This is a genomic window from Haloarchaeobius amylolyticus, from assembly GCF_042678045.1.
GTDB classification, from domain to species: Archaea; Halobacteriota; Halobacteria; order Halobacteriales; family Natrialbaceae; genus Natrinema; species Natrinema amylolyticus_A.
The window spans coordinates 395,933-418,571 of sequence record NZ_JBHUDI010000004.1 but is presented as its reverse complement, the minus strand read 5'-3'; the positions used below and the strand labels follow the sequence as shown (position 1 = coordinate 418,571).

Sequence of the window (22,639 nt, the reverse complement as noted above, 5' to 3'; positions counted from 1 at the left end):
TTCAAATTCAGTCGTTAGGTATCTGTCGCTCACGGAGTTGTTCGCGACAGAAACGCCAGGACAGGGATTTGAACCCTGAATCCCGAAAGGGAACACGCTTTCCAGGCGTGCGCCTTACCGTTCGGCCATCCTGGCTCACGTCATCCTAACCGCGTCCGTGGTTTAACCCTTACGAGATGCGTTCACTCCGTCGTGCGGTTGGCCGCCCACGCGGCCAGCCGTGGCTCGAGCACGTACGCCCCACCAGCCACGACGGATCCGACCAGCAGCGCCACTGTCAGCGCCTGCGTGATCGTCACGAGCGGGGCGACGAACAGCGTGTAGCCCTGGACACAGACCAGCACCGATAGGCAGCCGACAGCGCCCCACAGCAAGGCTGACATGGCGCGCGCCTCGAGTTCCCAACAGCTTCGACGGCGACGTGCTCACGGGACGCTCACCGCCTCACTCGAGGCTTGCGATGGCTTCGATTTCGACGCCGACGCCCTTCGGAAGCGCGCCGGCTTCGACGGCGCTTCTGGCCGGCGGCTCGTCGTCGAAGTAGTCGGCGTAGGCCTCGTTCATCGCGTCGAAGTCGTCGATGTCCGCGAGGAAGACGGTGACTTTGAGGATGTCGTCGGACGACGCACCGGCTTCGTCGAGGATGGCGTCGAGGTTGTAGAGGGCCTGTTCGGTCTGGGCCGCGATCGGCTCGTCGTCGAGCAGGTCGCCGTCGGCCGTCAGGGGGATCTGGCCAGCGGTAAAGAGCAGCGAGCCGTTGCTGGTCGCTTGACTGTAGGCACCGACCGCGGCAGGTGCGTTGTCGGTCTCGATGATGCGCTTCATAGCTCACGTCTCGGCCGGCGCTGGCTTAAAAGGAGGCGGAACGAAGAGCGGAGTCAGGCCAGCACGTCGACCACGTAGCCTGCATCACGGAGATCGGCGAGGAACGCATCGACGTGGTCGGGACCGCGCATCTCGAGTTCGATCTCGACTTCGGTGTCGCTCATCTCGACCTCGCGGGAGGTCCGATCGTGGTGGATCGCGTAGATGTTCGCCCGGTGGGCAGTGAAGATGTCTAGCAGGTCCTCGAGCGCGCCAGGCCGATCCTTCAGGACGGTCCGGATCTTCAGATAGCGGCCGGTTTCGACCAGTCCGCGGACGATGACGTTAGTGAGCGTGTTGAGATCGATATTCCCACCGCAAAGTGCGGTGACAATGACCTCGTCCTCGGCGTAGTCGAACTTCTCGAAGAGGACGGCCGCGAGCGGGACCGCGCCCGCGCCCTCGACGAGGGTCTTCGAGCGCTCGAGTAAGTAGACCAGGGCGACGGCGATCTCGGAATCGGAGACGGTGACGACCTCGTCGACGTACTGCTGAATGTGGGGAAAGGTCTGTTCGCCGATGCTGCGGGTCGCGATCCCGTCGGCGATCGTGTCGACCTCGTCGATCGAGACGCGTTCGCCTTTCTCGAGCGACGGCGCTGCGCTCGAGGCACCTTCAGCCTGGACCCCGATGACACGTGTGTCCGGTTTCTGTTCTTTGATCGCGGTCGCGATACCACTGATGAGGCCGCCACCGCCGATGGGGATGACGACGGTCTCAGCCTCGGGGCAGTCCTCGAGAATTTCCAGGCCGATCGTTCCCTGGCCGGCCATCACGTACTCGTCGTCGAAGGCGTGGACGTAGGTGCGACCCTCCTCGCGTTCGATCTCGTGGGCGCGTTCGGCAGCTTCGTTGTAATCCCGTCCCGCGAGAACGACCTCAGCACCGTAGCTTTTGGTCGCTTTGACCTTCGAGATCGGCGCGTGCTCTGGCATGACGATCTTCGAGTCGACGCCCGAGCGTGTCGCCGCGAGCGCGACCCCCTGGGCGTGATTGCCCGCGCTCGCAGTGACCACGCCCGCGTCCTTTTGCTCCTGAGAGAGCGTCGCGATCCGGTTTGTCGCGCCGCGAATCTTGAACGCGCCCGTCCGCTGGAAGTTCTCCAGTTTGAGGTAGACGTCGGCCCCGGTCATCGCCGAATAGGTGTGCGAGTGCTCGAGGGGCGTGTGTCGGGAGGTCTCCTGGACCCGCTCGCGCGCCTCGAGAATATCCGCGAGTTCGAGCATACACCTGTCTACTCGGCGTGCCGTGTAAGGATTACTGTCGGGGACCAGGGAGCCGTCCCGGGCCCACCGTCGTCCCCCAACAGGGATGTGCTACAGCAGTGTAGCACGACAGGGAATACAGGGAATGCACGGCGTGTGACGTGCGAATGGACAAGGGAACCCAGACCATATAAATCTCATGCACCCGCGGCGAAAGTGAAACCGCAAGCATGCGGCGGGTTTCGAACGGCGTCAGACGGAAGACAGACAGACGTCATTCGGTCCGTCGGACTACGACGGCCCGCCGCGAAACGACTCGCTGGACGCAATCGCGAAACGGTCCGGACCCCGGCCACGTTCCGTCGACGTCGAGTCGATCCGGCTCGCCGACGTACACCCAGCAGCGATCGTCCCTCACACCGCTTGTGGCTGGCACCGCGACGCGGACGTAGAGCCCGCTTTCGATACCTTCGTACCGGTCGAGTCGCTCGAGGCCCGCATCGTCGACCGCGAGCAACCGTCCATCGACGCTGCCGCCGGGCGCGAGCGTCGGATACCGGCCGTCGACCCGATGCAGTCCCTCAAGAGTCGCGCGGCCGACGAACTCATACTGCAAGCCGTCACCGAGGACGGTTGCGGCCCGTTCGGGATCGGTCAGCGTTCCGTAGACGAAGACAGCCACGATCGGTCGTTGTGGCGCGAGGGACTTGCCTGTACTGTCGGCTCGTAGAATAGCACGGTAGATACTCGTAAACGGTAGAGAGACACGATCGGCGGTCGACGTACGCAGCAAGCGGCGCGCTCGAGCGCTGTCGACGGCGAAACGGGGACGAAAACTGAACCGACGCTACAGTTACCGCTCCTCGATCGGGACGAACTCCTGATCCTCCGGGCCGGTGTAGCGGGCGCGCGGGCGGATGAGGCGGTTGTCCTCCTGATACTCGAGGACGTGGGCGATCCAGCCGCCGGCGCGGCTCATCGCGAAGATCGGCGTGTACATGTCGATCGGGATGCCGAGCTGGTAGTAGACCGAGCCCGAGTAGAAGTCGACGTTCGGGGCGATGCCCTTCTCGACGAGGCCTTTCTCCTCGGTGAGGAACTGTTCGATGGTGGTGGTGTACTTGTACCACTTGTCCTCGCCGTTGTCAGCGAGTTCCTCGCTGCGCTCCTGGAGGATTTTCGCGCGGGGATCTTTGACGTTGTAGACGCGGTGGCCGAAGCCGGGGATTCGCCGTCCCTCTGCAGTGGCTTGCTCGACCCACTCGCGGTGGTCGAGGTCGCTCTCGTCGATCTCGATCAAGACCTCCATGACGTCCTGGTTCGCACCGCCGTGGAGTGGTCCGGAGAGAGCGCTGATGCCGCCAGTGACGGCACTGTAGATGTCGGCCATCGTCGAGCCGATGACCATCGCGGTGAACGTCGAGGCGTTCAGGCCGTGGTCGGCGTGGAGGATGAGCGCCTGATCGAACGTCTCGGCGGCGACATCGTCGGGCACCTCGCCGGTCAGCATGTAGAGGAAGTTCGCCGCGAGCCCGAGGTCAGGGTGGGGGTCGACCGGCTCCTCGCCGAGCCGGTAGCGCTCGAAGGCCGCGAGCGCGGTCGGGATCTTGGCCGTGATTCGGCGTCCCTTCCGGAGCGTCGCATCGAGATCCTCAGGATCGGCGTCGGCTTCGGGTTCAGAGGCCGAAAACATCGAGACAGCGGTCCGCAGGGCTGCCATCGGCCGCTCGTCAGCCGCGGCGAGGCGCTCCATGGTCGCGAGGACGTCCTCGCTGACCTCGCGTTCCTCCATAAGCGCATCCGTAAACGGTCCGAGTTCGTCCTCGGTCGGGAGGTGACCGTTCCAGAGCAGGTAGAGGACTTCCTCGTAACTCGCACCGCGCGCGAGGTCTTCGATCGTGTAGCCGCGATAGATCAGTCGGCCCGCATCGCCGTCGATCGAGCTGAGTCCCGATTCAGCGACTAACACACCCTCGAGCCCTTTCTTGAGGTCGTCAGACATACTCAGGGATTTCGGACCCTAATGGAAAAGTATTATCGTTTGGTCGGTGACGGATGATAGCACGCCAAATCAATGGTTGCCGTCCAGTTTCTACGCGTGACCAAAGTATGTTTCCGAATTGCGGTGGACATATAGTCAGGTGTGCGCCACCGTCACCCGGCACTATTTGACGATCGGTCATACTGTGCGGGACATCTACCGACAGCTCTCCGCGGAGGATCGCGTTCAGCGTCGTCGTATCACGAGTCGGTCACGAGTCACGCGGACACGTTGCTGTTCGATCCGCTGACTCGAGCGAGTCGTCGGCCGGCGAGCGGTCCGTCGCGTCACACCGCTCGACCGGCGAGTGGCCCGTCTCGACGAAGTGATCGATCATTGCGCGGCTGAGCGCAGCCGCATCGTCCCCATCCGCATCGGTTCGATACTGCCATTCACACTCGCCACAGTACGCGCTCGGCACGTGTCCACGATCGAACGACTGATAAATCAACGGTTGGGTTCACACGGCGGCATCTTATGATCCCCGGACGAACACCCACGTGCAGGTCACACAATTAACTACGGCGTCGGTGTACGATGCCCGATGGCCGACGTTGACGCCGACAGCCGCCAGAACGTCTTGCTCCTCCTCACCGACCAGGAGCGATACGACGCCAGCACCCCCGGCGACCCACCGGTCGAAACGCCAGGAAGTGATCGGCTCTCGGACGAGGGCATCCGCTTTACGAACGCGGTGACGCCGATTAGTATCTGCACGAGCGCGCGCGCCTCTCTGTTGACCGGGCGATTCCCCCACCGCCACGGCATGCTGAACAACTGCCACGAGCCGGATTCCCTCCAGCCGAACCTTCCCAAGGGGATCAGGACGTTTTCGGAGGCATTGGCCGATGCTGGCTACGACCTCACCTATACGGGGAAGTGGCACACCGGTCGCGACCAGACCCCCGAAGACTTCGGGTTCTCGTATCTCGGCGGCAGCGACGTCCACCACGACGACATCGACGAGGCATTCCGCGAATATCGCGAGAAACGTGGCACCCCCGTCGACGACGTCGAACTCGAGGACCAGCTCTATACGGGCAACGATCCACGAGATGGCGACGATGGGACGTTCGTCGCCGCGACAACGCCGGTCGATGTCGAGGAGACGCGGGCTTATTTTCTCGCGGAACGGACGATCGACACGATCGAAGCGCACGCCGACGACGACCGGGATGGTCCGTTTTTCCACCGGACGGACTTTTACGGCCCGCATCACCCCTACGTCGTCCCGGAGCCTTACGCCTCGCTGTACGACCCCGACGATATCGAGCGGCCCGACAGCTACGCCGAGACCTACGACGGCAAGCCTCGCGTCCACGAGAACTACCTCGCGTATCGTGGCGTCGACGGCTTCGACTGGGGGCTGTGGGCGGAAGCGATCGCGAAGTACTGGGGCTTTATCACGCTAATCGACCACCAGCTCGAGCGCATCTTCGACGCACTCGACGCCCACGGGCTGACTGACGAGACGGTCGTGGTTCACACCTCCGACCACGGCGACTTCGCCGGCAGCCACCGCCAGTTCAACAAGGGTCCGATCATGTACGACGACACGTACCGGATTCCACTGCAGGTGCGCTGGCCGGACGTCGTCGATTCGGGCGTGACCAGTGATGTTCCGGTACATCTGCACGATCTGGCGGCGACGTTCCTCGAGATCGCCGACGTCTCCGTTCCTGAAGCGTTCGATTCGCGAAGCCTGCTTCCGCTCCTCGAGAACGGGGGCGACCTGCCGGCCGACACGGAGTGGGCGACGTCGACGTTCTCCCAGTACCACGGCGACGAGTTCGGCCTCTACAGCCAGCGGATGGTCCGCACCAAGCGGTACAAGTACGTTTACAACGGGCCCGACATCGACGAGCTGTACGATCTCGCGGCCGATCCCGCGGAGTTACAAAACCTGATCGATCATCCCGAATACGACGACGTGCGACGAGACATGCGAACCAGGCTGGCCAACTGGATGGACGAGACCGAAGACCCCAATCGCGTCTGGGTGACCGGCGTCCTCGAGGACGCGTCGTAACCACTGCTCGAGTCGACCCGCCGACCTCGATTCGAAGCGTACGTTTACGGTTCTGAAGCGGCTACCCTCGTCTATGATCGCGGACAGCGACGAACGGAGGGAGAGTCGATGACGGAGCACGGGTCGGACGAGTCACCGACCGAGCTTCGCGAGGAAGCCGCCGAACACGAGGCAGTGGCCGACGCCCTCGAGGACCTCCTTGAGGAACTCCGCAACGAGGAGGTCAAGGGATCGCGACTCGAGGGGCTGTTCGACGAGGCGAGCTCGAGTAATCCGAACATCTGGAACACCGTGACCGCCTTCATTGACATCGAGGACGGTGAGGCGGTCGTCACGGACGAGTCTAAACTGGCGCAAGGGAGCTGGGCCCCCGAAATCGTCGAGGGCTGTGACACGATGATTACGCTCGACATCGAGTACGGGATGATGCCCGACGAGTTCAAATACATCGCCGGGAAGAAACTGCGCCAGCGGATCGAGGAGTTCCGCGAGCGAGCCGCTGAGGCGCGAGAGAGGGGCGACGAACTCGAGGCAGACACGGACGACTGATACGAGCTGCTGTCACGAGAGACTGGTGCAACCGCACCCACCTGCAGGTGCACTAGCACTGACTGACAGAAGTTCGTATGAACAGGTCAATCGACGACGAGCCGTTCGCGCTCGAAACGGCCGCCAGCTCCGGGTTCGTCCCCGTCGCGCTCGGTATCGTCCCGCCAGCGCCACGAGCCGATCTCGCGGGGCTCGAGCGAGACGATCGCGTACGACCGATCGGGCCACGTCGCCAGTTCGGCGTCGGTCTCGCTCGGTCGCGGCGGGCCGCGGGGATGGGAGTGATAGAAGCCGACGATCTCCTCGCCGCGATCCTCGAGGCAGTCGAAGATCGCCAGCTGTTGTTCGGGGTCGATCTCGTAGCGCGTTCGCGGGTTCGCGGCGACGTTGTCAGCTGGATACTGCGACCGGACGCGGCTCGCCCCCTCGGACTCGTACGCGCCGCCGAGGATGCCACAGATCTCGTTTGGCTGTCCCTCACGGGCGCGTTCGCGGATCGTCTCGCGAACGGCGGACGGGATGACGATCACGAGCGCGAGTCAGCAGCCGACGCGTTCGAAGCCGACTCGGGCCCTGCGAGGTCGTCGAACGGAACCGCGACGTCCGAATCAGGATCGTCGAACCGGTCGGGTCGGACGATCGGTGCCAGCGCCTCGAGCGTGTCCACCAGCCGCGGCCCGGGCCGGTTGAGGTAGTGGTCGCCGTCCATCGCCCAGACGCGTCCCTCTCCGACTGCCGTCAGCTCGTCCCAGCCGTCGCGTTCGGTAAGGTCGGTTCGGTTCCGTGCGATCTGCTCGAGGCCGAACCCACAGGGCGCGACGACCACGAGTTCTGGATCGTACGCGCGGATCTCGTCCCACTCGCGCGGTCGCGAGCGCTCGCCGACGTCGGCCAGTCCATAGTCGCCGCCAGCCCAGTCGACGAGTTCGGCCGTCCAGTGGCCCGCGATCATGGCGGGGTCGGTCCAGTCGAAGATCGCCACCCGTGGGCGGTCGGCCGCGTCGATATCGGCAGTTCGGTCGCGAACGGCGTCGATGCGGGACTCGAGGTCGGCACGGACCTCGGCCGCGCGATCCTCGCGGCCGACGACGCGGCCGATTCGCTCGAGATCGTCGAGCACGTCGCCGACGCTGTGAGGGTCGGTCGGAACGACCTCGGGATCGGCCGAAATCCGGTCGACGGCGTCGGCGACGACGGTCTCGTCGACCGCACAGACGTCACACATCCCCTGTGTGACGATCACGTCCGGCTCGAGATCGTCGAGCGTCTCGACGTCGATCTCGTAGACGCCGTCCTCGGTCTCGGCGACCTCGAGGACCTGGCGGTCGATCTCGGCGCTCGAGGCGCTTTGCGCCTCGCTGATTCGCGACCGAGTGACCGCGGGGGCAGCCGCGGCACGCGGCGGATAGTCGCACTCGTGGGAAACGCCGACCGGCTCGAGTCCCAGCGCGGCGACGATTTCGGTTGCCGAGGGAAGCGTCGTGACGATTCGCATGGCTCCTCGTAGGGAGCGGGCAACCAAAAGCAGCCTCGTCGGATATCCGGTCTCGCGACCACTTCTGCTCGAACGGGCGCTCGCGAACGCGGACGCGTTCGAACGATATATCATATCCGTCCACCCTGGATGGGGTATGGCAGCCCTCTTACAGCTGTTCGGTGCGAACCCTCTCGGCGGACTGGTACTCGCGATCATCGTTCCGGTCGTCGTCGTCGCGTTCGGAACGTACGTCGGCGTGCTGATGGCGCTCCAGTCGTTTTTCGACGCTTCGTCGTGGCAGGAGGCGACTCGGAACGGTGACGCCGAGGAGTAGGCCCGAGTGATCGGTCGGCTGGTGTAGCGCTACCGTGTCGCTCGAGGGGCGACCGCAAGCGACAGTCACTGCACGTCCGCGAGCGCTTTCTCGAGCTCTCGAACCCCGTCCTTGTCCGTCCGGTCGGGGTTCGCCAGCACCCACACCGGCTGCTCGCCGATCGGGACGAAACCCAGATCGAGCCGGTCGGCAGTCTCGCGCAGGCCGAGGCCGGCGTCGGCGTCGCCCGCGATGACCTTCCGGGCGGGGCTCTCGTGGGCGCGCAGGCCGAGATCGTGGCCATCGATCGCGGCGGTCAGCTCGCGTCTGGTCGTCCCCCGGTCGTCCGCGAGGTCAGCGATCGTCGCATCGAGACTCGAGCGCAGTCCCGAGTCGGTCGTCCGATTAATAAATCGCAGGTCGCGATCGATCAGATCGGCGAGTCTCTCGATCTCGTCGGGGTTGCCGGCGCGGACAACCAGCCCCCACTCGCGCTCCCAGCGGCCGAGTTCGGTCGTCTCGACGTCGGCCTCGAGCGGGCCCGCAGCCACGACCACGTCTGGAACCCCCTCGCGGAGCCGTCGCAGGCCAGGCCGAGTGCCGACCGAGAGGTAGCGCGGATTCGCGAGCCCGTCGAGCACCCGCGAGAACGTCGGATCGTCTTCGCCGACGGCAAAGAGGGTCGGCGGCCGGACGTCCGGCGAGAACAGCGTGACGGTGACGGGTTCACCTGCCTCGAGATAGTCGGTCTCGGGGCCGACTTCGACGACGCCGTCGGCGTCGGCGAGCGTGGTCGTCGCACCGCTGCCCTTGTCGACGGGGTAGACGAGCGGCTCGCCGTCGCCATCGGTAACGAGCCCGACGGGCATGAGCCGATGGCGGCCCTCCTCGAAGCGTTCCTGTCGGGCCAGGCGGCCGGCGACGGTTGCCGACGCGGGTTCCGGAATCCCGGCAGCCTCGCGGATCGCCGGCGCGACGAAGGTGCGAAAGACCATCATCGCGGAGACGGGATAGCCCGGGAGGCCAACGTATGCCGAATCGTCTAGACGGCCGATGAGCATCGGCTTCCCCGGCTTGACGCTCACACCGTGGAGCAGCAACTCGCCTTGCTCCTCGATGACGCGGTAGATGACGTCGACCGCGCTGGCACTGGTCGACCCCGAGGAGAGCACCAGGTCACACTCGTCGGCGGCCTCGCGGAGGATTCGTTCCATTTCGTCCTGGTCGTCGCCGGCGTGCGGATAGAGGACAGCCTCGCCGCCCGCGTCTTCGACGCCGGCGGCGATCGTGTAGCTGTTGACGTCGTAGATCTCTCCGCGCTCGCTCGCGAGGTTCTCGCCCGGTCGCACGAGTTCGTCGCCGGTCGAAACGATACCGACGCGTGGCCTCGCTTTGACCGGCACCTCGTCGACCCCCAGCGCCGACAGCAGGCCGATATCACGGGGCGTGATCTGCGTGCCGGGCCCGAGCGCGCGCTCGCCCGCGGCGACGTCCGCGCCGGCGAACATGACGTTGTCACCGGGGGCGACTGCAGTGCGGACCAGCACATCGTCACCCTCCGAATCCATGTCTGTGCGCTCGACCGCGACCATCGCGTCGGCACCGTCGGGCATCACCGCGCCGGTCGAGATTTCGGCGGCTTGCCCCTCCTCGAGCGTCACGTCGGGCTCCTCGCCAGCGTGGACCTCGCCGACGAGCTCGAGCCGGGCGGGATCGGCCTCGTCCGCGCCGAACGTGTCCCGCGCCTTAAGGGCGTAGCCGTCGAGGCTCGCCCGGTCGAACCCCGGGACATCGAGTTCGGCGTCGAGTCGCGCCACGAGCACGCGGCCCCGCGCCTCTGCGAGCGGGACGCGTTCGATGCCCGCCTCGAGGGCCAGCGAGTCGATCGCCTCGCGTGCCTCCGCGGGGGTGGCAAGATCACGAAACTCCTTGCGATTCATAGCGGCACTTCGCGTGCCGGGGGTAAAAACGTCAGTCTCTCGAGTCTGAGACCCGCGTGCCGAGTCCGCTGCGTACTCAGCGAACGCTTCACCTGGACGCTGAACGAACCGTCGATGTCAGTTCTAGATCGTGCAACAGTCGACGCAGAGACAGTGGTCCGCCTGCGTCGTCCATCGTTCAGCAGGACAGCGTATACCTGATCGCACAGTTGTCGAGCGATCAGTGGAAATCGTTTCAGTTGCCACTATAACACCGCTGAAACGCTTGTATCAGACGCGTAAGAGCGGCGAAACAGGCTTGCTGTACTGATAGTAACGGAATCGGTGGCTGAACGGGTGATATGGAGAACTGCAGGCACCGGATACACCTTCGTGCCGTGGAGACGGCCGAGGCTGAGCAGCGGCATGCTCGAGCGCCGGGAGCACAGTCGCCTGCGAGAGACAGCCAGCCAGTGATCGATCGCGGAACCGCGAGGTGTACGAGTGATGTCTGATCGCATCTACAGCATCGATTCGGTGCGAATAATCGCAATGGTGTTCGTCGTTGCGATTCACACGGATCCGTTCAGGGGGCTCGGAGCGACCGGGAACATGGTGAATTTTCTGATCGACTCGGTTGCACGATTCGTGGTTCCGTTCTTCTTCATGGCATCGGGGTATTTTTTCGCCCGCAAAACTGCCCGTCGTGAGCTGACCGACTATTTCACCGATCGAGTGACCACGATCGCGTCGCTTTACGCGGCCGGGCTGTTGCTCTCCGCGCCGGTTTTCCTCGCAGGAACGGCTGTGCGTGCAGGCGCCGAAAACAGAGATCTCGTCCGTAGCAGTGCGCTCAAACTGACCGAATTCGTGTCTCCGCCCGCGCTACTGTACTACGGGACGTCGGTATCCGAGATCCTCTGGTTTCTCCCGGCCCTCCTCCTCTCGCTTACGTTCGTGTCACTCTTCGTTCGGGTCGACAAGACGGCCTATCTGGTTCCGATTTCGCTCGTATTCCACGTGATCGGGCTCTTGGGTGCGAGTTATACGACGTTCGTGGATATCCCGTTCGAGATTAGAGACGCGCTGTTCTTCGGGTTCTTTTATACGAGCCTCGGCTACGCGATCTACTCGCGCGGCTGGCAGCCGGGCCCCGAGCGGAGCACACGCTATCTCGTGGCAACCGTCGTCTTCGGCGTGCTCCATCTCGGTGAACGATACGTACTCGGATACGTCCTCACGGGTGAGACGTTCGCTCAAGGGGTCTACACGGCGAGTTACACGATCGGAACTGCGCTGTTTACGTGGTCATTATTTCTGTTTCTTCTCTCGAGGCCGGAGCTCGGACGGTCGACGCCGGTACCGTCGTGGGGAACCTATGCGGTCGGTATCTATATCGCCCATCCAGCAGTATTGTACCCGCTCCAGCGAATAGGTGAAGCGCTCGATCTCGTGGGCTACGAGGTCCGAAGCACGCTCCTGTGGCATCTCACGTTGACGCCGCTCACCTTCTTCGGCGCCGCACTCGTCTACGTCGCAGCGCGCAGGGTCTGGGTCAGTGACCGCTGGCGAATCTACCGCTCGCGAGTACGATCGGCTCGAGATCGTGACTCGAACTAGGCGGAACACTCGAAGTGCGGAAGAGAACACCCGGTTTCGATGTACTGTGTCAGCGACGGGTGCATTCTGACCGGACCGGCCCGACATATGAGCGCCTTTAGTGCCGGATCACGAACGGGCTCTCGTGGCTGCTCGATCGAGAGATATCCCGAATCCCATCCGATGGCTGCTGCTGGCGGTCGGCTACCTGCTGGCACGGGTCGGCGTGATCGATCCGCGACGCGCCGAGCGGACGACCGACCTCGCCTGGCCGCGCATCGTCACGGGGATCGCGCGGATGTCGAAGTCCGCGGCGGACGTCGCGATGGTCGGGATCGCGCTCGGCCCGGCGGCGATCGCCGGCGTCGGCCTTGCGACACCGTACTGGGGACTCGCCTTTGCGGTCGGTGGTGGTGTCGCCGGTGCGACCATCAGTCTTGTCTCCCAGCGATACAGCGGCGGGACCGCCGCGGGACTCTCACTCGCGGTGACGACGAGCGGCGTCATCGTCGTCGCAATCTTGCTTCCGCTTGCTGCCGTCTACGGGATGGGTGCTGAGCGACTGATTGCGCTCATCGGCGACGACGCCGCCGCGATCGCCTTCGGTGCGGACTACCTCCGCGTCGTCGCCATCGGCGTCCCGCTGGCAGGGCTGAACCTTATCGCCAGTCGGACACTCGTCGGCGCGGACGACGCGTGGACGCCGATGGCCCTTCGGGCGGGCGGCGCAGTCGTCAACGTGGTTCTCAACGGGGTATTGCTCTTCGTCCTCGAGTTGGGCGTCGTCGGTGCGGCGATCGGCACGGTCGTCGCGAACGGTCTCGTCCTGGCGGCGTTCGTGGTCGGGTTCACGGTCGGCCGGCTGCCGCTGATCGGCGCGTTCCCCGTGACGGTCAGCATCGGGTGGCCGTACGCGACAGCCGGCGAAATCCGCGACGTGCTCACCATTGGGACGCCACTGGTGTTCACCAACGTCGCACGGCGGGCCGCCCAGTTCCCGATGCTCGCGATCGTCGCGCTCTTCGGCCCGAACGTCCTCGCCGCCTACGTCGTCGCCCGCCGCGTCCGGGACCTGATGGATACGCCCGGCTGGGGCTTTTCGCTGGCCTCGAGCAGTCTGGTCGGGCAGGAACTGGGAACCGGTGACGAAGGGGACGCCGACGCGTACGGCCATGACGTCCTCTGGTTCGGCACCGGCGTCTATCTCGTTAGCGGGGCGCTCGTCCTCGTCTTCGCCGAGCAGGTCGGTCGCCTGTTCGTGTCCGATCCATCGATTTTGCCGCTCGTGACCGCCTTTATCGCCGTCGCGTGTGTCAGCGTCGTCTTCCGCGGTATCAGCGGTGGCGCGACCGGGCCACTCCGCGCCAGCGGCGACACCCGCTGGCCGTTTTACGGACAGGTGCTCGGGCTGTACGGCTTCGCGCTGCCCGTCGCTCTCGTCGGTGCCGTCTCGATTCCGATTCCGTTCCTCGAGACCGTGACGCCGCTTGGCATCGGCGCGCTCTACGCCGCGTTGATCCTCGAGACGTTCGTGCCCGCCGCGGTCACGTACTACCGGTTTGCGACCGGCCACTGGAAGACGATCAGCCGCGCGTATCGGCCCGACTCGTCGGCGAGCGACTAATACGGACTCCCGTCAGTGGGTGCCGGCGCACCCGCGACCCGTCCTGCAGGTGCGCCGGGAAATCGTTACACTAGACCGTATAACTGGATAGCTGTCTCGGGCGGAACGATTACAATCCCGCTGCTGGTTGCACGTGGTATGTCACGGCTTGCCGATACCGATCGCGAGCGCATTGCCGCCCTCTTCGAACGACACCTCGAGGTCGGGCTCCACCACGGGGCACAGCTGGCCGTCTTCGTCGACGGCGAGCTCGTCATCGACCTCGCGGGCGGCACGGCTGGTCCCGATGGCGACGCAGAGACCCACAAAACGCGTCACGTTCTCTTTTCGTGTACGAAACCCTATGCCGCGGTGACGCTACACTCGCTGATCGAGGAGGGGGCACTGGCGTACGACGACCGCGTCGTCGACCACTGGCCGGAATTCGCCGATGCGGGCACCGACAAGGCCGAAATCACCGTTCGACAGGTGCTCAGCCACACGGCGGGCCTACAAAAGAGCAAGATCGACGATCGGCCGACCGTCTGGGACGAATGGGACAGCGTCGTCGAGACGCTCGAGGAACAGGACCCGCTCTCGCCACCGGGCGAGCTGCCGGCCTATCACGCGCTGACCTTCGGCTGGCTGGTCGGCGAACTTGTCCGGCGTGTCTCCGGCACGCCGATCGAGGAAGCCGCCGCCGAGCGCGTCTTCGAGCCGCTCGAGATGGAACACACCGGCATCGGCCTCCGGGAGGACGAGGACGACGACGTGGCAACAGTGGTCGGCTTCGATCCGTTCGACCGCTGTCGGGACCCGGGCGAGGGACTCGGCGACAACGCCGCGGTCGCGGCCCCGTTCAACGCCGAAACGGTCCACCGGGCCGTGGTCCCGGCGGCCAACGGGATCGGCACCGCGAGGGACATGGCTCGCTTTTATGCCTGTCTCGCCAACGGGGGCGAACTCGAGGGAACTCGCCTCCTCGAGTCCGGGACCGTCGACCGGATGACCCGGCTCGAGGCCGAAACGGCGTCCGACGGGACGCTCGACCGCGAGGCTCGGTTCGCGCTCGGCTTCTGGAAAGGCGGAACGACGGTTGCACCCTACGGCACGCTCTCTCCCGCACACGTCTTCGGCCACGCCGGCCTCGGGAGCAGCGTCGGCTGGGCCGACCCCGAGGAGAACATTGGCTTCGCGTACGTCACCAACGGGGTCCGCGACGGTACCTACGAACACATCGCCCGGGTGAACGCGCTGGCCGACGCCGTCCGGCTCGCGCTGCGGTGAGGAGACGGACTCCTGTCGATCAATTTCGGCGCACTCGCGACCCGTGGTGCAGAGACACCGGACCGTCGGTCCAGCAGAGCGTCTCATACGGATTACTGTCAGTCAGTGCCAGTGGGACCGCGACTGTCCTGCGGGACCACCGGGATATCGTGACAGAGGACCGTCTCAATCCTTCGGCGAGATATGCCCGGCAAAGGTCTGGAACAGGATCGTCTCCTCGGGAACGTAGAACGTGTCTGTGGCGAACTCGTAAACGTTCTCGGGGGATTCGGCTACCCAGACGATGTAGGCGAACTCGTCCTCGACGGTCTCTTGTTGCATGTCGATCGTCGTCCCCTCCTGGGAGAACTCCGCGAAGAGGTTCTCGAAGAGCCCCTCGATCTCCTCGAGTCCCCGGAACGTCCCCATGTTCGTCACGATCACCGACTCGTCGGTGTAGTCGACCATAATCTCCTCGAGATCCTGCTCGCCGAAGGCCGTCAGGTGGTGGTCGAGTACGTCGTCAGTCGTTGTCATTTGGGATTCCTCAATGAGAGTTGGCAACACATGTCGATATCAAGGTTGGGGAAGAATAGCCCTCTCTCGAGGATCGTTACGGGTTGATTTCCCAGTTCTCGACGGCCACCGTCTCACCGGCCGGAATCCCCTCGCGGTCGTCGTCGACGACGACCCAGCCATCCGCCAGCGCGACGCTCGAGAGCACGCCCGAACCGCTCGCCCGGGTCGGAATCGCCGTGTACGCGGGTTCGTCCCGGTCCAGGTCGTCCTCGTCGCGGGCCTCGAGGCGCACCCGTGCGAACGTCCGTGTGCCGGGTTCGCTCGGGATCTTGCGCTCGAGCCGGGCTTGCGTCGTCGGATGGGGATCGGGCGTCGTCCCCTCGAGCCAGCGCAGTGTCGGCCGGAGGAACTGGACGGCGTTGATGATACAGGCGACGGGATACCCCGGCAGCGCGAGCACGGGCGTGTCCTCGACGATCCCGAGACAGACCGGGTGGCCGGGTTTGAGTCCGACACCGTGGACCAGCACCTCGCCCAGATCGTCGATTACCTCCGGCAACAGGTCTCGCTCGCCGACCGAGGAGCCGCCGGTCGTGACGACCACGTCCTTCGTCAGGTCGCGCTGGATGGCCACGCGCAGCGACTCTGGATCGTCGGTGACCACGTCGCGATACGTGGCGCGAGCGCCCCAGCGCTGGGCCAGCCGCGAGACGGTGAGGCCGTTGGTTTCGATTACTTCGCCGGGGTCGGGGTCGCCAGCGACCAGTTCCTCGCCCGTCGGAATCACGCCCACCGTGGGTCGCTGGGCGACCGCGACCTGTCCGTACCCCGCCGACCGCAGTAGGCCCAGATCCGAGGGCCGGAGCCGGTGGCCGGCCTCGTAGAGCCGTTGGCCTTCCGCGACGTCCTCGCCGACCGGCGCGACGTTTTCGCCCTCCGCGAGGGCGTCCTCGACCTCGAGTTCGCCGAGCGATTCGCGTTCGGTGACGCGTTCGATCATGACGACAGCGTCGGCCCCCTCGGGAAGGGCGCTGCCGGTGTGGACCCGCGCGGCCGTCCCCGGTTCGATGCGATCGGCGGTGGCGTGTTCCTCGTCGGACGCGTCGGGTTCGACGATTCGCACCACCTCGGGCGAGCGCTCGCTGGCCCCGAACGTGTCCGCGGCCCGGACGGCGTAGCCGTCCATCGCCGCCCGCTGGTAGTGGGGGACGTTCCGTGCGGCCGTAACGGGCGCAGCGAGGACTCGGCCGTCCGCACGCGCGACGTCGACGGTCTCGGTCCCACAGGGGACGTCGTCGCCCCGCTCTCTGACTGCGTCGCTGAGAATTCGGCGCGCCTCGGCGACCGGTGTTCGCACCTTGAACCCGGCCTCCGTTCGCTCGCGGTCGGCACCTTCCATACCGTGACTCGAGTCGCCGGACGCCAAAAGCGTGGGGGCCCATGGGGAGGCAAATCGCCGCGACCGCGGGGTTTTTCGTCGCGGCGTTCGAACCTGCATCCATGTCAGCGCTCCGCGACGCGTTGCGGGATCTCTCCGAGGACGTCTTTTTCGATCTGCTCGAAAGCGAGGACGACTACTTGCTCGTCCTCGACGTCCCAGGAGTATCCGCCGAGTCGCTCGACCTCGCGATCGAAGACGGTCGAATCTCCATCGATGCCCACCGCGAAAAGGAGCCGACCGACGACTACCAGTACATCGAGGAGAAACGCTCACTCTTTTTCGACGTCGACCTCCCGCTGCCCGACGACGCATCCGACGCCAACGCCGAGGCGACGGTCGATCGGGGCGTCCTCGAGTTGGTCCTGCCGAAACGGGGTGCCAGCGACGAGACGACGATCGAGATCGTCGACGAGGACGCCTAACACGGGGTGACCGAGACTGGCCTCTCTTCGCGCGTACAAGCGGTTCGTCATCGTCGCCAGGCAGTTTCTGCCGCTGTTGCTCGCCTACGCTCGCGACCGGCGGCGCTTCCTGCTGTTCGGCCGTCCGCGGCAGGTTGGCCCCGAAACCCACCGACGCCGCGCCGAACGGCTGCTCGAGTCGCTGTTGACGCTTGGCCCGACGTTCATCAAACTCGGCCAACTGCTGTCGACCCGTCCCGACGTGCTCCCACCGGCGTACATCGACACCCTCGCATCGCTGCAGGACGACGTGCCGCCGGCTCCCTGGCCCGAAGCGAAACAGGTGCTTGAGGACGAACTCGGTCCCGTCGACGAGCACTTCGCGGCGTTCGACACCGAGGCGATCAGCGGCGCAAGTCTCGGACAGGTCTATCGGGCCCAACTCGACCCGGAGAGCGAGCACGCACGGACTGACCTAACAGAGGGGGCAGATCCCGACGTCGCGGTGAAGATCCGCCGGCCGAACATCGAATCGCTCGTCAACGCCGACCTGCGGGTCATCAAGTGGTCGCTGCCCATCCTGCTGTATTTCGTCGACGAGTCGCGGGCGTTCTCGCTCGAGAACCTCGCCGATGAGTTTGCGAAGACGATCCGCGAGGAGATGGACTACGAGCGCGAAGCCGAGATGCTGGCCGAGATCCGAACGAACTTCGCCGACGACGACCGCTTTCTGATCCCCGACGTGATCGAGAGTCACTCCGGCCCGCGCGTGCTCACCATGGAGTACGTCGAAGGGACGAAGATCAACGAGCTCGCGGAACTCGAGCGCAAGGGAATCGATCGGACCCGCATCGCGGAGAACCTGGAGCGGTCGTACCTGCAGATGATCATCGACGATGGGGTCTTCCACGCCGATCCCCACCCCGGCAACCTCGCGGTGACCGACGAGGGACGGATCGTCTTCTACGACTTCGGGATGTCGGGACGGGTCGATTCGTTCATTCAGGAGAAGATCGTCGACTTCTACGTCGCCGTCGCCAACCAAGACATCGACGGCATTCTCGACGCGCTGATCGAGATCGGCACGCTCAGTCCCGACGCCGACCGCGGCGTGATGGCCGAAGTGATGGAGATCGCCATCCAGGACGCACGCGGCGAGGACGTCGAGCAGTACCGGGTCAACCAGATCGTCGGCCAGATCGAAGACTCGATCTACGAGTTTCCCTTCCGGCTCCCCAAGAACCTCGCGCTCGTCCTCCGGGTTGCGACCGTCGTCGAGGGCGTCTGTGTCACCTTAGACGAGGACTTCGACTTCATCGCGACGGCGACCGACTACCTGACCGAAGAAGGGTATCGCGAGGAGACCATCCGAAATTACATCGACGAGACGGGCCAGCAGCTCCGCCGCAGCGGCGAGTCGTTGACTCGACTCGCGCCCAAGACCGAACGCGCGCTCGACCGGCTCGACCGCGACGACCTCTACGTCCGCATCGGCGTCGAGGACTCCGAGAGCGTCTTCGAGAAGCTCGCCAAACGCCTGATCTACGGCATGTTGCTCACGATGTCACTGTTCTCGACGGGCGTCCTCTACGCGCTCGAGGCCCCCCGTGGATCGATCGTCGCGGCGATCTTCTCGGTGGTCGTGCTGATCCAGCTCTATCGGTCGTTTCGCTCGCCTAAATCGATCGGCGCACGACCACAGTTCACCCGGCAGAACCTGCGCCAGCGTCGCGGCGAGGAGTAACACAGTCCACGTGTCAGATCAGGCGACGTTTCTTCCCGCTCCGGGTCGAAGCCCGAATATGGACGACGAGCGGATCACCGACCTGTCGCTGACGATCGAGTCGATCACGAGCGAGCGCCACGAGCGCGAGACCTCGAGCGAGTTTACCCGCGTGACGACCGAATTCGCGCTCTCGGGGCCAGGGCCGGAGGGCGAGACGGTCACGGGGCGCGGCGAGGACGTGACCTACGAAACCGAAGATCACGATCGGCTGGCGGAGACCGGCCTGCCGGACCTCACCGGCGAGTACACGTTCGGGTCCTTTTCTACGCGACTCGCAGAGCTCGATCTCTTTCCCGGCGGTACGCCCGATCGCGAGGTCTTTCGCAACTACCGACGGTGGGGCATCGAGAGTGCAGCGCTCGATCTCGCCTTGCGGCAGGCGGAAACGGACCTCACGGACGTCCTCGAGCGATCGCTCGAGCCGGTACGATTCGTCGCGAGCACCCGTCTGGGCGAGCCGCCGACGACCGATCGGCTCGAGGCGTTGCACGAACAGGTACCCGACCTCGGATTCAAACTCGATCCGACACCCGAGTGGGACGCGGATCTCGTCAGGGAGATCGACGAGACGGTCGGCACGGATGCGGTCCGGATCCTCGATCTGAAAGGCCAGTACGAGGGGACCGACGTCGACGTGCCGGCCGATCCCGACCTGTACGAACTCGTCCTCGAGGCGTTCCCCGAAGCCGTCATCGAGGATCCGGCGCTGACCGACGAAACGCGGCTGCTATTCGAGGACCGCGACGTTCGATCGCGCGTCTCCTGGGATGCCCCGATCCACGGGCTCGACGACGTCGAGTCGCTGCCGTGGGAGCCCGACTGGTTGAACATCAAACCGTCGCGCTTTGGCTCGCTCGAGTCGCTGCTCGAGACCATCACGTACTGCAACGAGCGAGGAATTCGGCTGTACGGTGGCGGCCAGTTCGAACTCGGTGTCGGCCGCAGCCAGATTCAGACGCTGGCATCGCTGTTCTATCCCGACGGTCCCAACGACGTTGCCCCGCGAGCGTACAACGAGCCCGCAGTCGGTGACGGGCTGCCGGCGAGTCCGCTCGAGCCAGACGTCGAGTACGTCGGGTTCCGCTGGTACCTGCTGTCCCATTCGGCCAGATCATGACAACAGGACTATAGTCACTCGAGCAGAACGTCTTGGCGACGTCGATGGACGGCCTCACAGGACTCGTCGCGCTACTGGTGGCGTTTCATGTCGTGGTGTTCGCGCTCGCCCCGCTTTTCGTCGACCACCGACGACGGACGTTTCGCCGGCGCTTTCACGTCCCGATGCGGCCACTCGCGATCACGTGGACAACGGCGCTTCTCGCGTGCGTCCTCCTGGCCGCCGTGGGAGACCTGCCGCTCGAGGCCTCGATGGGACGCCGCGAGGTCCGGGCAGTCGGACTCGTCGGAATGCTGCTCGTCGGCGGGACGTCCGTCGGCTGTGCCGCCATCGTCGGCGGCCTCCTCGTCGGCCGCCGCGTCTACCGGCTTCGGACTGGCGAGCGCGAACCGCCGGGCGAAATCGTTGCGACCGGCCGCGCCGTCCCAACCGCTGACGGCGAGGCGGAACCGAGTCCCGTGTTCGAGCGGCCGGCCGTCTGCTGGGCCTGGACGCTCGAGGCGAACGACCGGTTCGGCGGCGATAGCGGATGGACGATAGCTCGATCGGGCTCGGGCGGCGTTCCGTTCCGCGTCGAACGAGGCGCCGAATACAGCGACGTGACGGTCGACCCCAACAGCGCATACGTCGACATCCCGCGGCCGGATTCGACCATCCAGCCGCCGGATGACCCGGCACCCGGCCGCCTCGAGCGACTGGCGGACACCGACATCGGCGGCACCGACCACCGATACAGCGAGGGGACGGTTGCGTCCGGCGACACCGTCACGGTCGTCGGAGAGGTCGACGCCGGCGGGCGAGTGATCGACGACGGGTCGCTGGCGACACACGTCACCGCAGGCGAGCGGGCGGCGGTCATCCGCCGTCTCGGACGCCGTGCGCTCGGCTACCTCGCCATCGGTTCGGTGTGTCTACTGGTTTCGATCCCGAGATATCTTACCTGGCTGCAGCTTCGCTGAGACGGGAACGTTTGTTCGGCCGCCAACACTTTACGGGACGGCGACAAGGTTGAGAAGTCCGGGGTGGACTGGATGGATGTGAGTGCTGTGGTCCAGCCTGGATGTGAGTTTTTTCCCGGACAGTCGGCAGGTTTCGAGTCCGCTGTAAAATAGCTGGGGGTTCGTCGTTTGCCAAACGGCGCGTTCGCCGTGGGCTCGAGTCGGCGGATTCAAGACTACAGTGACGGAGATAGTCCTGTTAGCATACCGAACAGGCTCCAGCGGCCATTCCAAACGGTTTATGGCCGTCGGTTGATTACGCCGGGACATGGCGAAACAGCAGACCGAAGTTCGCGATCTCCAGGAAGGCAGCTACGTGATGATCGACGATACGCCGTGTAAGATCAACGCCTACTCGACGGCCAAGCCAGGCAAACACGGTAGCGCCAAGGCTCGCGTCGAGGCCGAAGGCGTCTTCGACGGCAAGAAGCGCTCGCTCTCCCAGCCCGTCGACGCGAAGATCTGGGTCCCGATCATCGAACGCAAAAACGGACAGGTCGTCTCGGTAGACGGCGACGACATGCAGGTCATGGACCTCGAGACCTACGAGACGATCACGATGCGTGTCCCCGAGGACATCGATGTCTCCCCCGACGAGAACATCGAGTACCTCGAGATGGAAGACCAGCGAAAGATCGTCTAATGTTTCCCGGGGCGAGCGACGAGCGCGAGGGGATCGACGCGGCGGCCGATGCCGACCGTGGAGATGCGAACTTCGTGGTCGTCGGTGCGCCCCTGGACGCCACGACGACCTTTCAACCGGGGACCCGATTCGGGCCCCAGCGGATCCGCACTTTTGCCGAACCGTTCGACGATTACGACCACCGGACAGGCCAGCAGTTCTCCGAACTGGGCGTCGTCGACCACGGAGACGTCCGCGCGTGGGACGACGTGGCGGCATATCTCGACTACCTGACGAGTACGCTGCGCGAAGCCGTCTGGAACGACGCCGTCCCCCTGACGTTGGGGGGCGAACACACCGTCTCGCTCTCGGGCGCACGCGCGGTCGAACCCGAGGTATTCGTCTGTCTCGATGCCCACCTCGACCTCTATGGCGCCTACGACGGCAACCCGCTCTCGCATGCCGCCGTCACCCGACGGATCATCGAAGACGTCGATAGCGTCGAGAAGGCGATCATCCTCGGCGCGCGCACCGGCAGTGAAGCCGAGTGGGAACGGGCAGCGGCGGACGACGTGACCGTGGTACCGCCCGAGGACGTGGCTGACTGGGACCCCGGCGACCGACTCGCCGAGCGCAACGTCTACCTGAGCGTCGACATCGACGCCGCCGATCCCGGATACGCGCCCGGGACGGGAACGACTGAACCGTTCGGCCTCGAGCCACGTGAACTCCGAGATGTCGTCCGTGCGGTCGCCCCCCACGCCGACGGCTTCGACGTCGTCGAAGTCAACGACCGTGACGACGGGCAGGCGGCCGCGTTAGCCGCGAAACTCGTCCGGGAGTTCGTCTTCTCGCACGCCGCCGGCGGCGAGGCGTAACCGCCTAACTCG

Annotated in this window: 23 protein-coding genes and 1 tRNA gene; 12 read left to right on the top strand and 12 right to left on the bottom strand. The window is 65.1% G+C overall.

The features are described from left to right. Positions 1 to 53: 53 nt before the first annotated feature. From ACFR99_RS08345 to ACFR99_RS08315, 7 genes are all read right to left on the bottom strand, one after another. Positions 54 to 135: transfer RNA gene (locus ACFR99_RS08345), tRNA-Ser, on the bottom strand. A gap of 47 nt (positions 136 to 182) precedes the next feature. After that, a complete protein-coding gene (locus tag ACFR99_RS08340) occupies positions 183 to 383 on the bottom strand; it encodes a hypothetical protein (RefSeq protein WP_390286240.1) in 201 nt (66 codons plus the stop codon). 61 nt (positions 384 to 444) lie between these two features. Further along, complete coding sequence (locus ACFR99_RS08335) at positions 445 to 825, bottom strand: Rid family detoxifying hydrolase (RefSeq protein ID WP_390286238.1); 381 nt, start codon at positions 823 to 825, stop codon at positions 445 to 447. A gap of 53 nt (positions 826 to 878) precedes the next feature. Continuing rightward, complete coding sequence (gene ilvA / locus ACFR99_RS08330) at positions 879 to 2,090, bottom strand: threonine ammonia-lyase (RefSeq protein WP_390286236.1); 1,212 nt, start codon at positions 2,088 to 2,090, stop codon at positions 879 to 881. A gap of 253 nt (positions 2,091 to 2,343) precedes the next feature. Next, positions 2,344 to 2,751, bottom strand: a complete 408-nt coding sequence (locus ACFR99_RS08325; RefSeq protein WP_390286234.1) for a gamma-glutamylcyclotransferase family protein — start codon at positions 2,749 to 2,751, stop codon at positions 2,344 to 2,346. Positions 2,752 to 2,922: 171 nt separating this feature from the next. Further along, positions 2,923 to 4,071, bottom strand: coding sequence for a citrate synthase (citZ, locus tag ACFR99_RS08320; RefSeq protein WP_390286232.1), 1,149 nt, complete (start codon positions 4,069 to 4,071; stop codon positions 2,923 to 2,925). A gap of 250 nt (positions 4,072 to 4,321) precedes the next feature. Beyond that, positions 4,322 to 4,531 (bottom strand): hypothetical protein, encoded by a 210-nt coding sequence (locus tag ACFR99_RS08315; protein WP_390286230.1) that lies wholly within the window; start codon positions 4,529 to 4,531, stop codon positions 4,322 to 4,324. Between the two features lie 123 nt (positions 4,532 to 4,654). On the opposite strand from ACFR99_RS08315, the gene ACFR99_RS08310 reads away from it, so the two are divergent. Continuing rightward, positions 4,655 to 6,139 (top strand): sulfatase-like hydrolase/transferase, encoded by a 1,485-nt coding sequence (locus ACFR99_RS08310; protein WP_390286228.1) that lies wholly within the window; start codon positions 4,655 to 4,657, stop codon positions 6,137 to 6,139. A 108-nt stretch (positions 6,140 to 6,247) separates the two neighbouring features. After that, a complete protein-coding gene (locus ACFR99_RS08305) occupies positions 6,248 to 6,688 on the top strand; it encodes a hypothetical protein (protein ID WP_390286226.1) in 441 nt (146 codons plus the stop codon). An 86-nt stretch (positions 6,689 to 6,774) separates the two neighbouring features. On the opposite strand, the gene ACFR99_RS08300 is transcribed toward ACFR99_RS08305, so the two are convergent. After that, the gene (locus tag ACFR99_RS08300; protein WP_390286224.1) at positions 6,775 to 7,218 is read right to left on the bottom strand and encodes a desampylase; all 444 of its coding nucleotides are present in this window, start codon (positions 7,216 to 7,218) and stop codon (positions 6,775 to 6,777) included. Beyond that, positions 7,215 to 8,183: an ABC transporter substrate-binding protein gene (locus ACFR99_RS08295; protein ID WP_390286222.1), complete on the bottom strand. Its 969-nt coding sequence runs from the start codon at positions 8,181 to 8,183 to the stop codon at positions 7,215 to 7,217. Before ACFR99_RS08295 ends, ACFR99_RS08300 begins: the two co-directional genes overlap by 4 nt. Before the next feature lie 136 nt (positions 8,184 to 8,319). On the opposite strand from ACFR99_RS08295, the gene ACFR99_RS08290 reads away from it, so the two are divergent. Beyond that, on the top strand, positions 8,320 to 8,499 hold the full coding sequence (locus ACFR99_RS08290; protein WP_390286220.1) for a hypothetical protein: 180 nt from the start codon (positions 8,320 to 8,322) through the stop codon (positions 8,497 to 8,499). 65 nt (positions 8,500 to 8,564) lie between these two features. On the opposite strand, the gene ACFR99_RS08285 is transcribed toward ACFR99_RS08290, so the two are convergent. Next, positions 8,565 to 10,418: a molybdopterin biosynthesis protein gene (locus tag ACFR99_RS08285; RefSeq protein WP_390286218.1), complete on the bottom strand. Its 1,854-nt coding sequence runs from the start codon at positions 10,416 to 10,418 to the stop codon at positions 8,565 to 8,567. Between the two features lie 486 nt (positions 10,419 to 10,904). On the opposite strand from ACFR99_RS08285, the gene ACFR99_RS08280 reads away from it, so the two are divergent. From ACFR99_RS08280 to ACFR99_RS08270, 3 genes are all read left to right on the top strand, one after another. Further along, positions 10,905 to 12,017: an acyltransferase gene (locus ACFR99_RS08280; protein ID WP_390286216.1), complete on the top strand. Its 1,113-nt coding sequence runs from the start codon at positions 10,905 to 10,907 to the stop codon at positions 12,015 to 12,017. A 124-nt stretch (positions 12,018 to 12,141) separates the two neighbouring features. After that, entirely contained in the window at positions 12,142 to 13,620 is a 1,479-nt protein-coding gene (locus tag ACFR99_RS08275; RefSeq protein ID WP_390286214.1) for an MATE family efflux transporter, read from the top strand. Positions 13,621 to 13,758: 138 nt separating this feature from the next. Further along, the gene (locus ACFR99_RS08270) at positions 13,759 to 14,886 is read left to right on the top strand and encodes a serine hydrolase domain-containing protein (protein ID WP_390286212.1); all 1,128 of its coding nucleotides are present in this window, start codon (positions 13,759 to 13,761) and stop codon (positions 14,884 to 14,886) included. 165 nt (positions 14,887 to 15,051) lie between these two features. Here the strand turns inward: ACFR99_RS08270 and ACFR99_RS08265 are convergent, their stop codons facing one another. Next, the gene (locus tag ACFR99_RS08265; RefSeq protein ID WP_390286210.1) at positions 15,052 to 15,402 is read right to left on the bottom strand and encodes a nuclear transport factor 2 family protein; all 351 of its coding nucleotides are present in this window, start codon (positions 15,400 to 15,402) and stop codon (positions 15,052 to 15,054) included. A gap of 76 nt (positions 15,403 to 15,478) precedes the next feature. Continuing rightward, on the bottom strand, positions 15,479 to 16,783 hold the full coding sequence (locus tag ACFR99_RS08260; RefSeq protein WP_390286208.1) for a molybdopterin molybdotransferase MoeA: 1,305 nt from the start codon (positions 16,781 to 16,783) through the stop codon (positions 15,479 to 15,481). A 101-nt stretch (positions 16,784 to 16,884) separates the two neighbouring features. On the opposite strand from ACFR99_RS08260, the gene ACFR99_RS08255 reads away from it, so the two are divergent. The 6 genes from ACFR99_RS08255 to speB all read left to right on the top strand — a co-directional run bounded on the left by ACFR99_RS08255 (position 16,885) and on the right by speB (position 22,627). After that, positions 16,885 to 17,247 carry an Hsp20/alpha crystallin family protein gene (locus ACFR99_RS08255; protein WP_390286206.1) on the top strand — a complete coding sequence of 121 codons (363 nt, stop codon included), beginning with the start codon at positions 16,885 to 16,887 and terminating at the stop codon, positions 17,245 to 17,247. A gap of 76 nt (positions 17,248 to 17,323) precedes the next feature. Beyond that, positions 17,324 to 18,970 carry an ABC1 kinase family protein gene (locus tag ACFR99_RS08250; RefSeq protein ID WP_390286204.1) on the top strand — a complete coding sequence of 549 codons (1,647 nt, stop codon included), beginning with the start codon at positions 17,324 to 17,326 and terminating at the stop codon, positions 18,968 to 18,970. Positions 18,971 to 19,028: 58 nt separating this feature from the next. After that, positions 19,029 to 20,129: an enolase-like domain-containing protein gene (locus ACFR99_RS08245; RefSeq protein WP_390286202.1), complete on the top strand. Its 1,101-nt coding sequence runs from the start codon at positions 19,029 to 19,031 to the stop codon at positions 20,127 to 20,129. A gap of 44 nt (positions 20,130 to 20,173) precedes the next feature. Beyond that, positions 20,174 to 21,088, top strand: a complete 915-nt coding sequence (locus ACFR99_RS08240) for a hypothetical protein (protein WP_390286200.1) — start codon at positions 20,174 to 20,176, stop codon at positions 21,086 to 21,088. A gap of 307 nt (positions 21,089 to 21,395) precedes the next feature. Continuing rightward, entirely contained in the window at positions 21,396 to 21,770 is a 375-nt protein-coding gene (locus ACFR99_RS08235) for a translation initiation factor IF-5A (protein ID WP_008011277.1), read from the top strand. Continuing rightward, positions 21,770 to 22,627, top strand: a complete 858-nt coding sequence (gene speB, locus ACFR99_RS08230) for an agmatinase (RefSeq protein ID WP_390286198.1) — start codon at positions 21,770 to 21,772, stop codon at positions 22,625 to 22,627. Before ACFR99_RS08235 ends, speB begins: the two co-directional genes overlap by 1 nt. Positions 22,628 to 22,639: the final 12 nt, after the last annotated feature.

Excerpts from the sequence above, each read along its gene's own strand:
- ACFR99_RS08340 (WP_390286240.1), bottom strand. The coding sequence starts at position 383 with ATGTCAGCCTTGCTGTGGGGCGCTGTCGGCTGCCTATCGGTGCTGGTC.
- ACFR99_RS08335 (WP_390286238.1), bottom strand. The coding sequence starts at position 825 with ATGAAGCGCATCATCGAGACCGACAACGCACCTGCCGCGGTCGGTGCC.
- ACFR99_RS08285 (WP_390286218.1), bottom strand. The coding sequence starts at position 10,418 with ATGAATCGCAAGGAGTTTCGTGATCTTGCCACCCCCGCGGAGGCACGC.
- ACFR99_RS08265 (WP_390286210.1), bottom strand. The coding sequence starts at position 15,402 with ATGACAACGACTGACGACGTACTCGACCACCACCTGACGGCCTTCGGC.
- ACFR99_RS08290 (WP_390286220.1), top strand. The coding sequence starts at position 8,320 with ATGGCAGCCCTCTTACAGCTGTTCGGTGCGAACCCTCTCGGCGGACTG.
- ACFR99_RS08305 (WP_390286226.1), top strand. The coding sequence starts at position 6,248 with ATGACGGAGCACGGGTCGGACGAGTCACCGACCGAGCTTCGCGAGGAA.
- ACFR99_RS08270 (WP_390286212.1), top strand. The coding sequence starts at position 13,759 with ATGTCACGGCTTGCCGATACCGATCGCGAGCGCATTGCCGCCCTCTTC.
- speB (WP_390286198.1), top strand. The coding sequence starts at position 21,770 with ATGTTTCCCGGGGCGAGCGACGAGCGCGAGGGGATCGACGCGGCGGCC.
- citZ (WP_390286232.1), bottom strand. The coding sequence starts at position 4,071 with ATGTCTGACGACCTCAAGAAAGGGCTCGAGGGTGTGTTAGTCGCTGAA.
- ACFR99_RS08235 (WP_008011277.1), top strand. The coding sequence starts at position 21,396 with ATGGCGAAACAGCAGACCGAAGTTCGCGATCTCCAGGAAGGCAGCTAC.
- ACFR99_RS08240 (WP_390286200.1), top strand. The coding sequence starts at position 20,174 with ATGGACGGCCTCACAGGACTCGTCGCGCTACTGGTGGCGTTTCATGTC.
- ACFR99_RS08280 (WP_390286216.1), top strand. The coding sequence starts at position 10,905 with ATGTCTGATCGCATCTACAGCATCGATTCGGTGCGAATAATCGCAATG.
- ACFR99_RS08255 (WP_390286206.1), top strand. The coding sequence starts at position 16,885 with ATGTCAGCGCTCCGCGACGCGTTGCGGGATCTCTCCGAGGACGTCTTT.
- ACFR99_RS08310 (WP_390286228.1), top strand. The coding sequence starts at position 4,655 with ATGGCCGACGTTGACGCCGACAGCCGCCAGAACGTCTTGCTCCTCCTC.
- ACFR99_RS08260 (WP_390286208.1), bottom strand. The coding sequence starts at position 16,783 with ATGGAAGGTGCCGACCGCGAGCGAACGGAGGCCGGGTTCAAGGTGCGA.
- ilvA (WP_390286236.1), bottom strand. The coding sequence starts at position 2,090 with ATGCTCGAACTCGCGGATATTCTCGAGGCGCGCGAGCGGGTCCAGGAG.
- ACFR99_RS08295 (WP_390286222.1), bottom strand. The coding sequence starts at position 8,183 with ATGCGAATCGTCACGACGCTTCCCTCGGCAACCGAAATCGTCGCCGCG.
- ACFR99_RS08245 (WP_390286202.1), top strand. The coding sequence starts at position 19,029 with ATGGACGACGAGCGGATCACCGACCTGTCGCTGACGATCGAGTCGATC.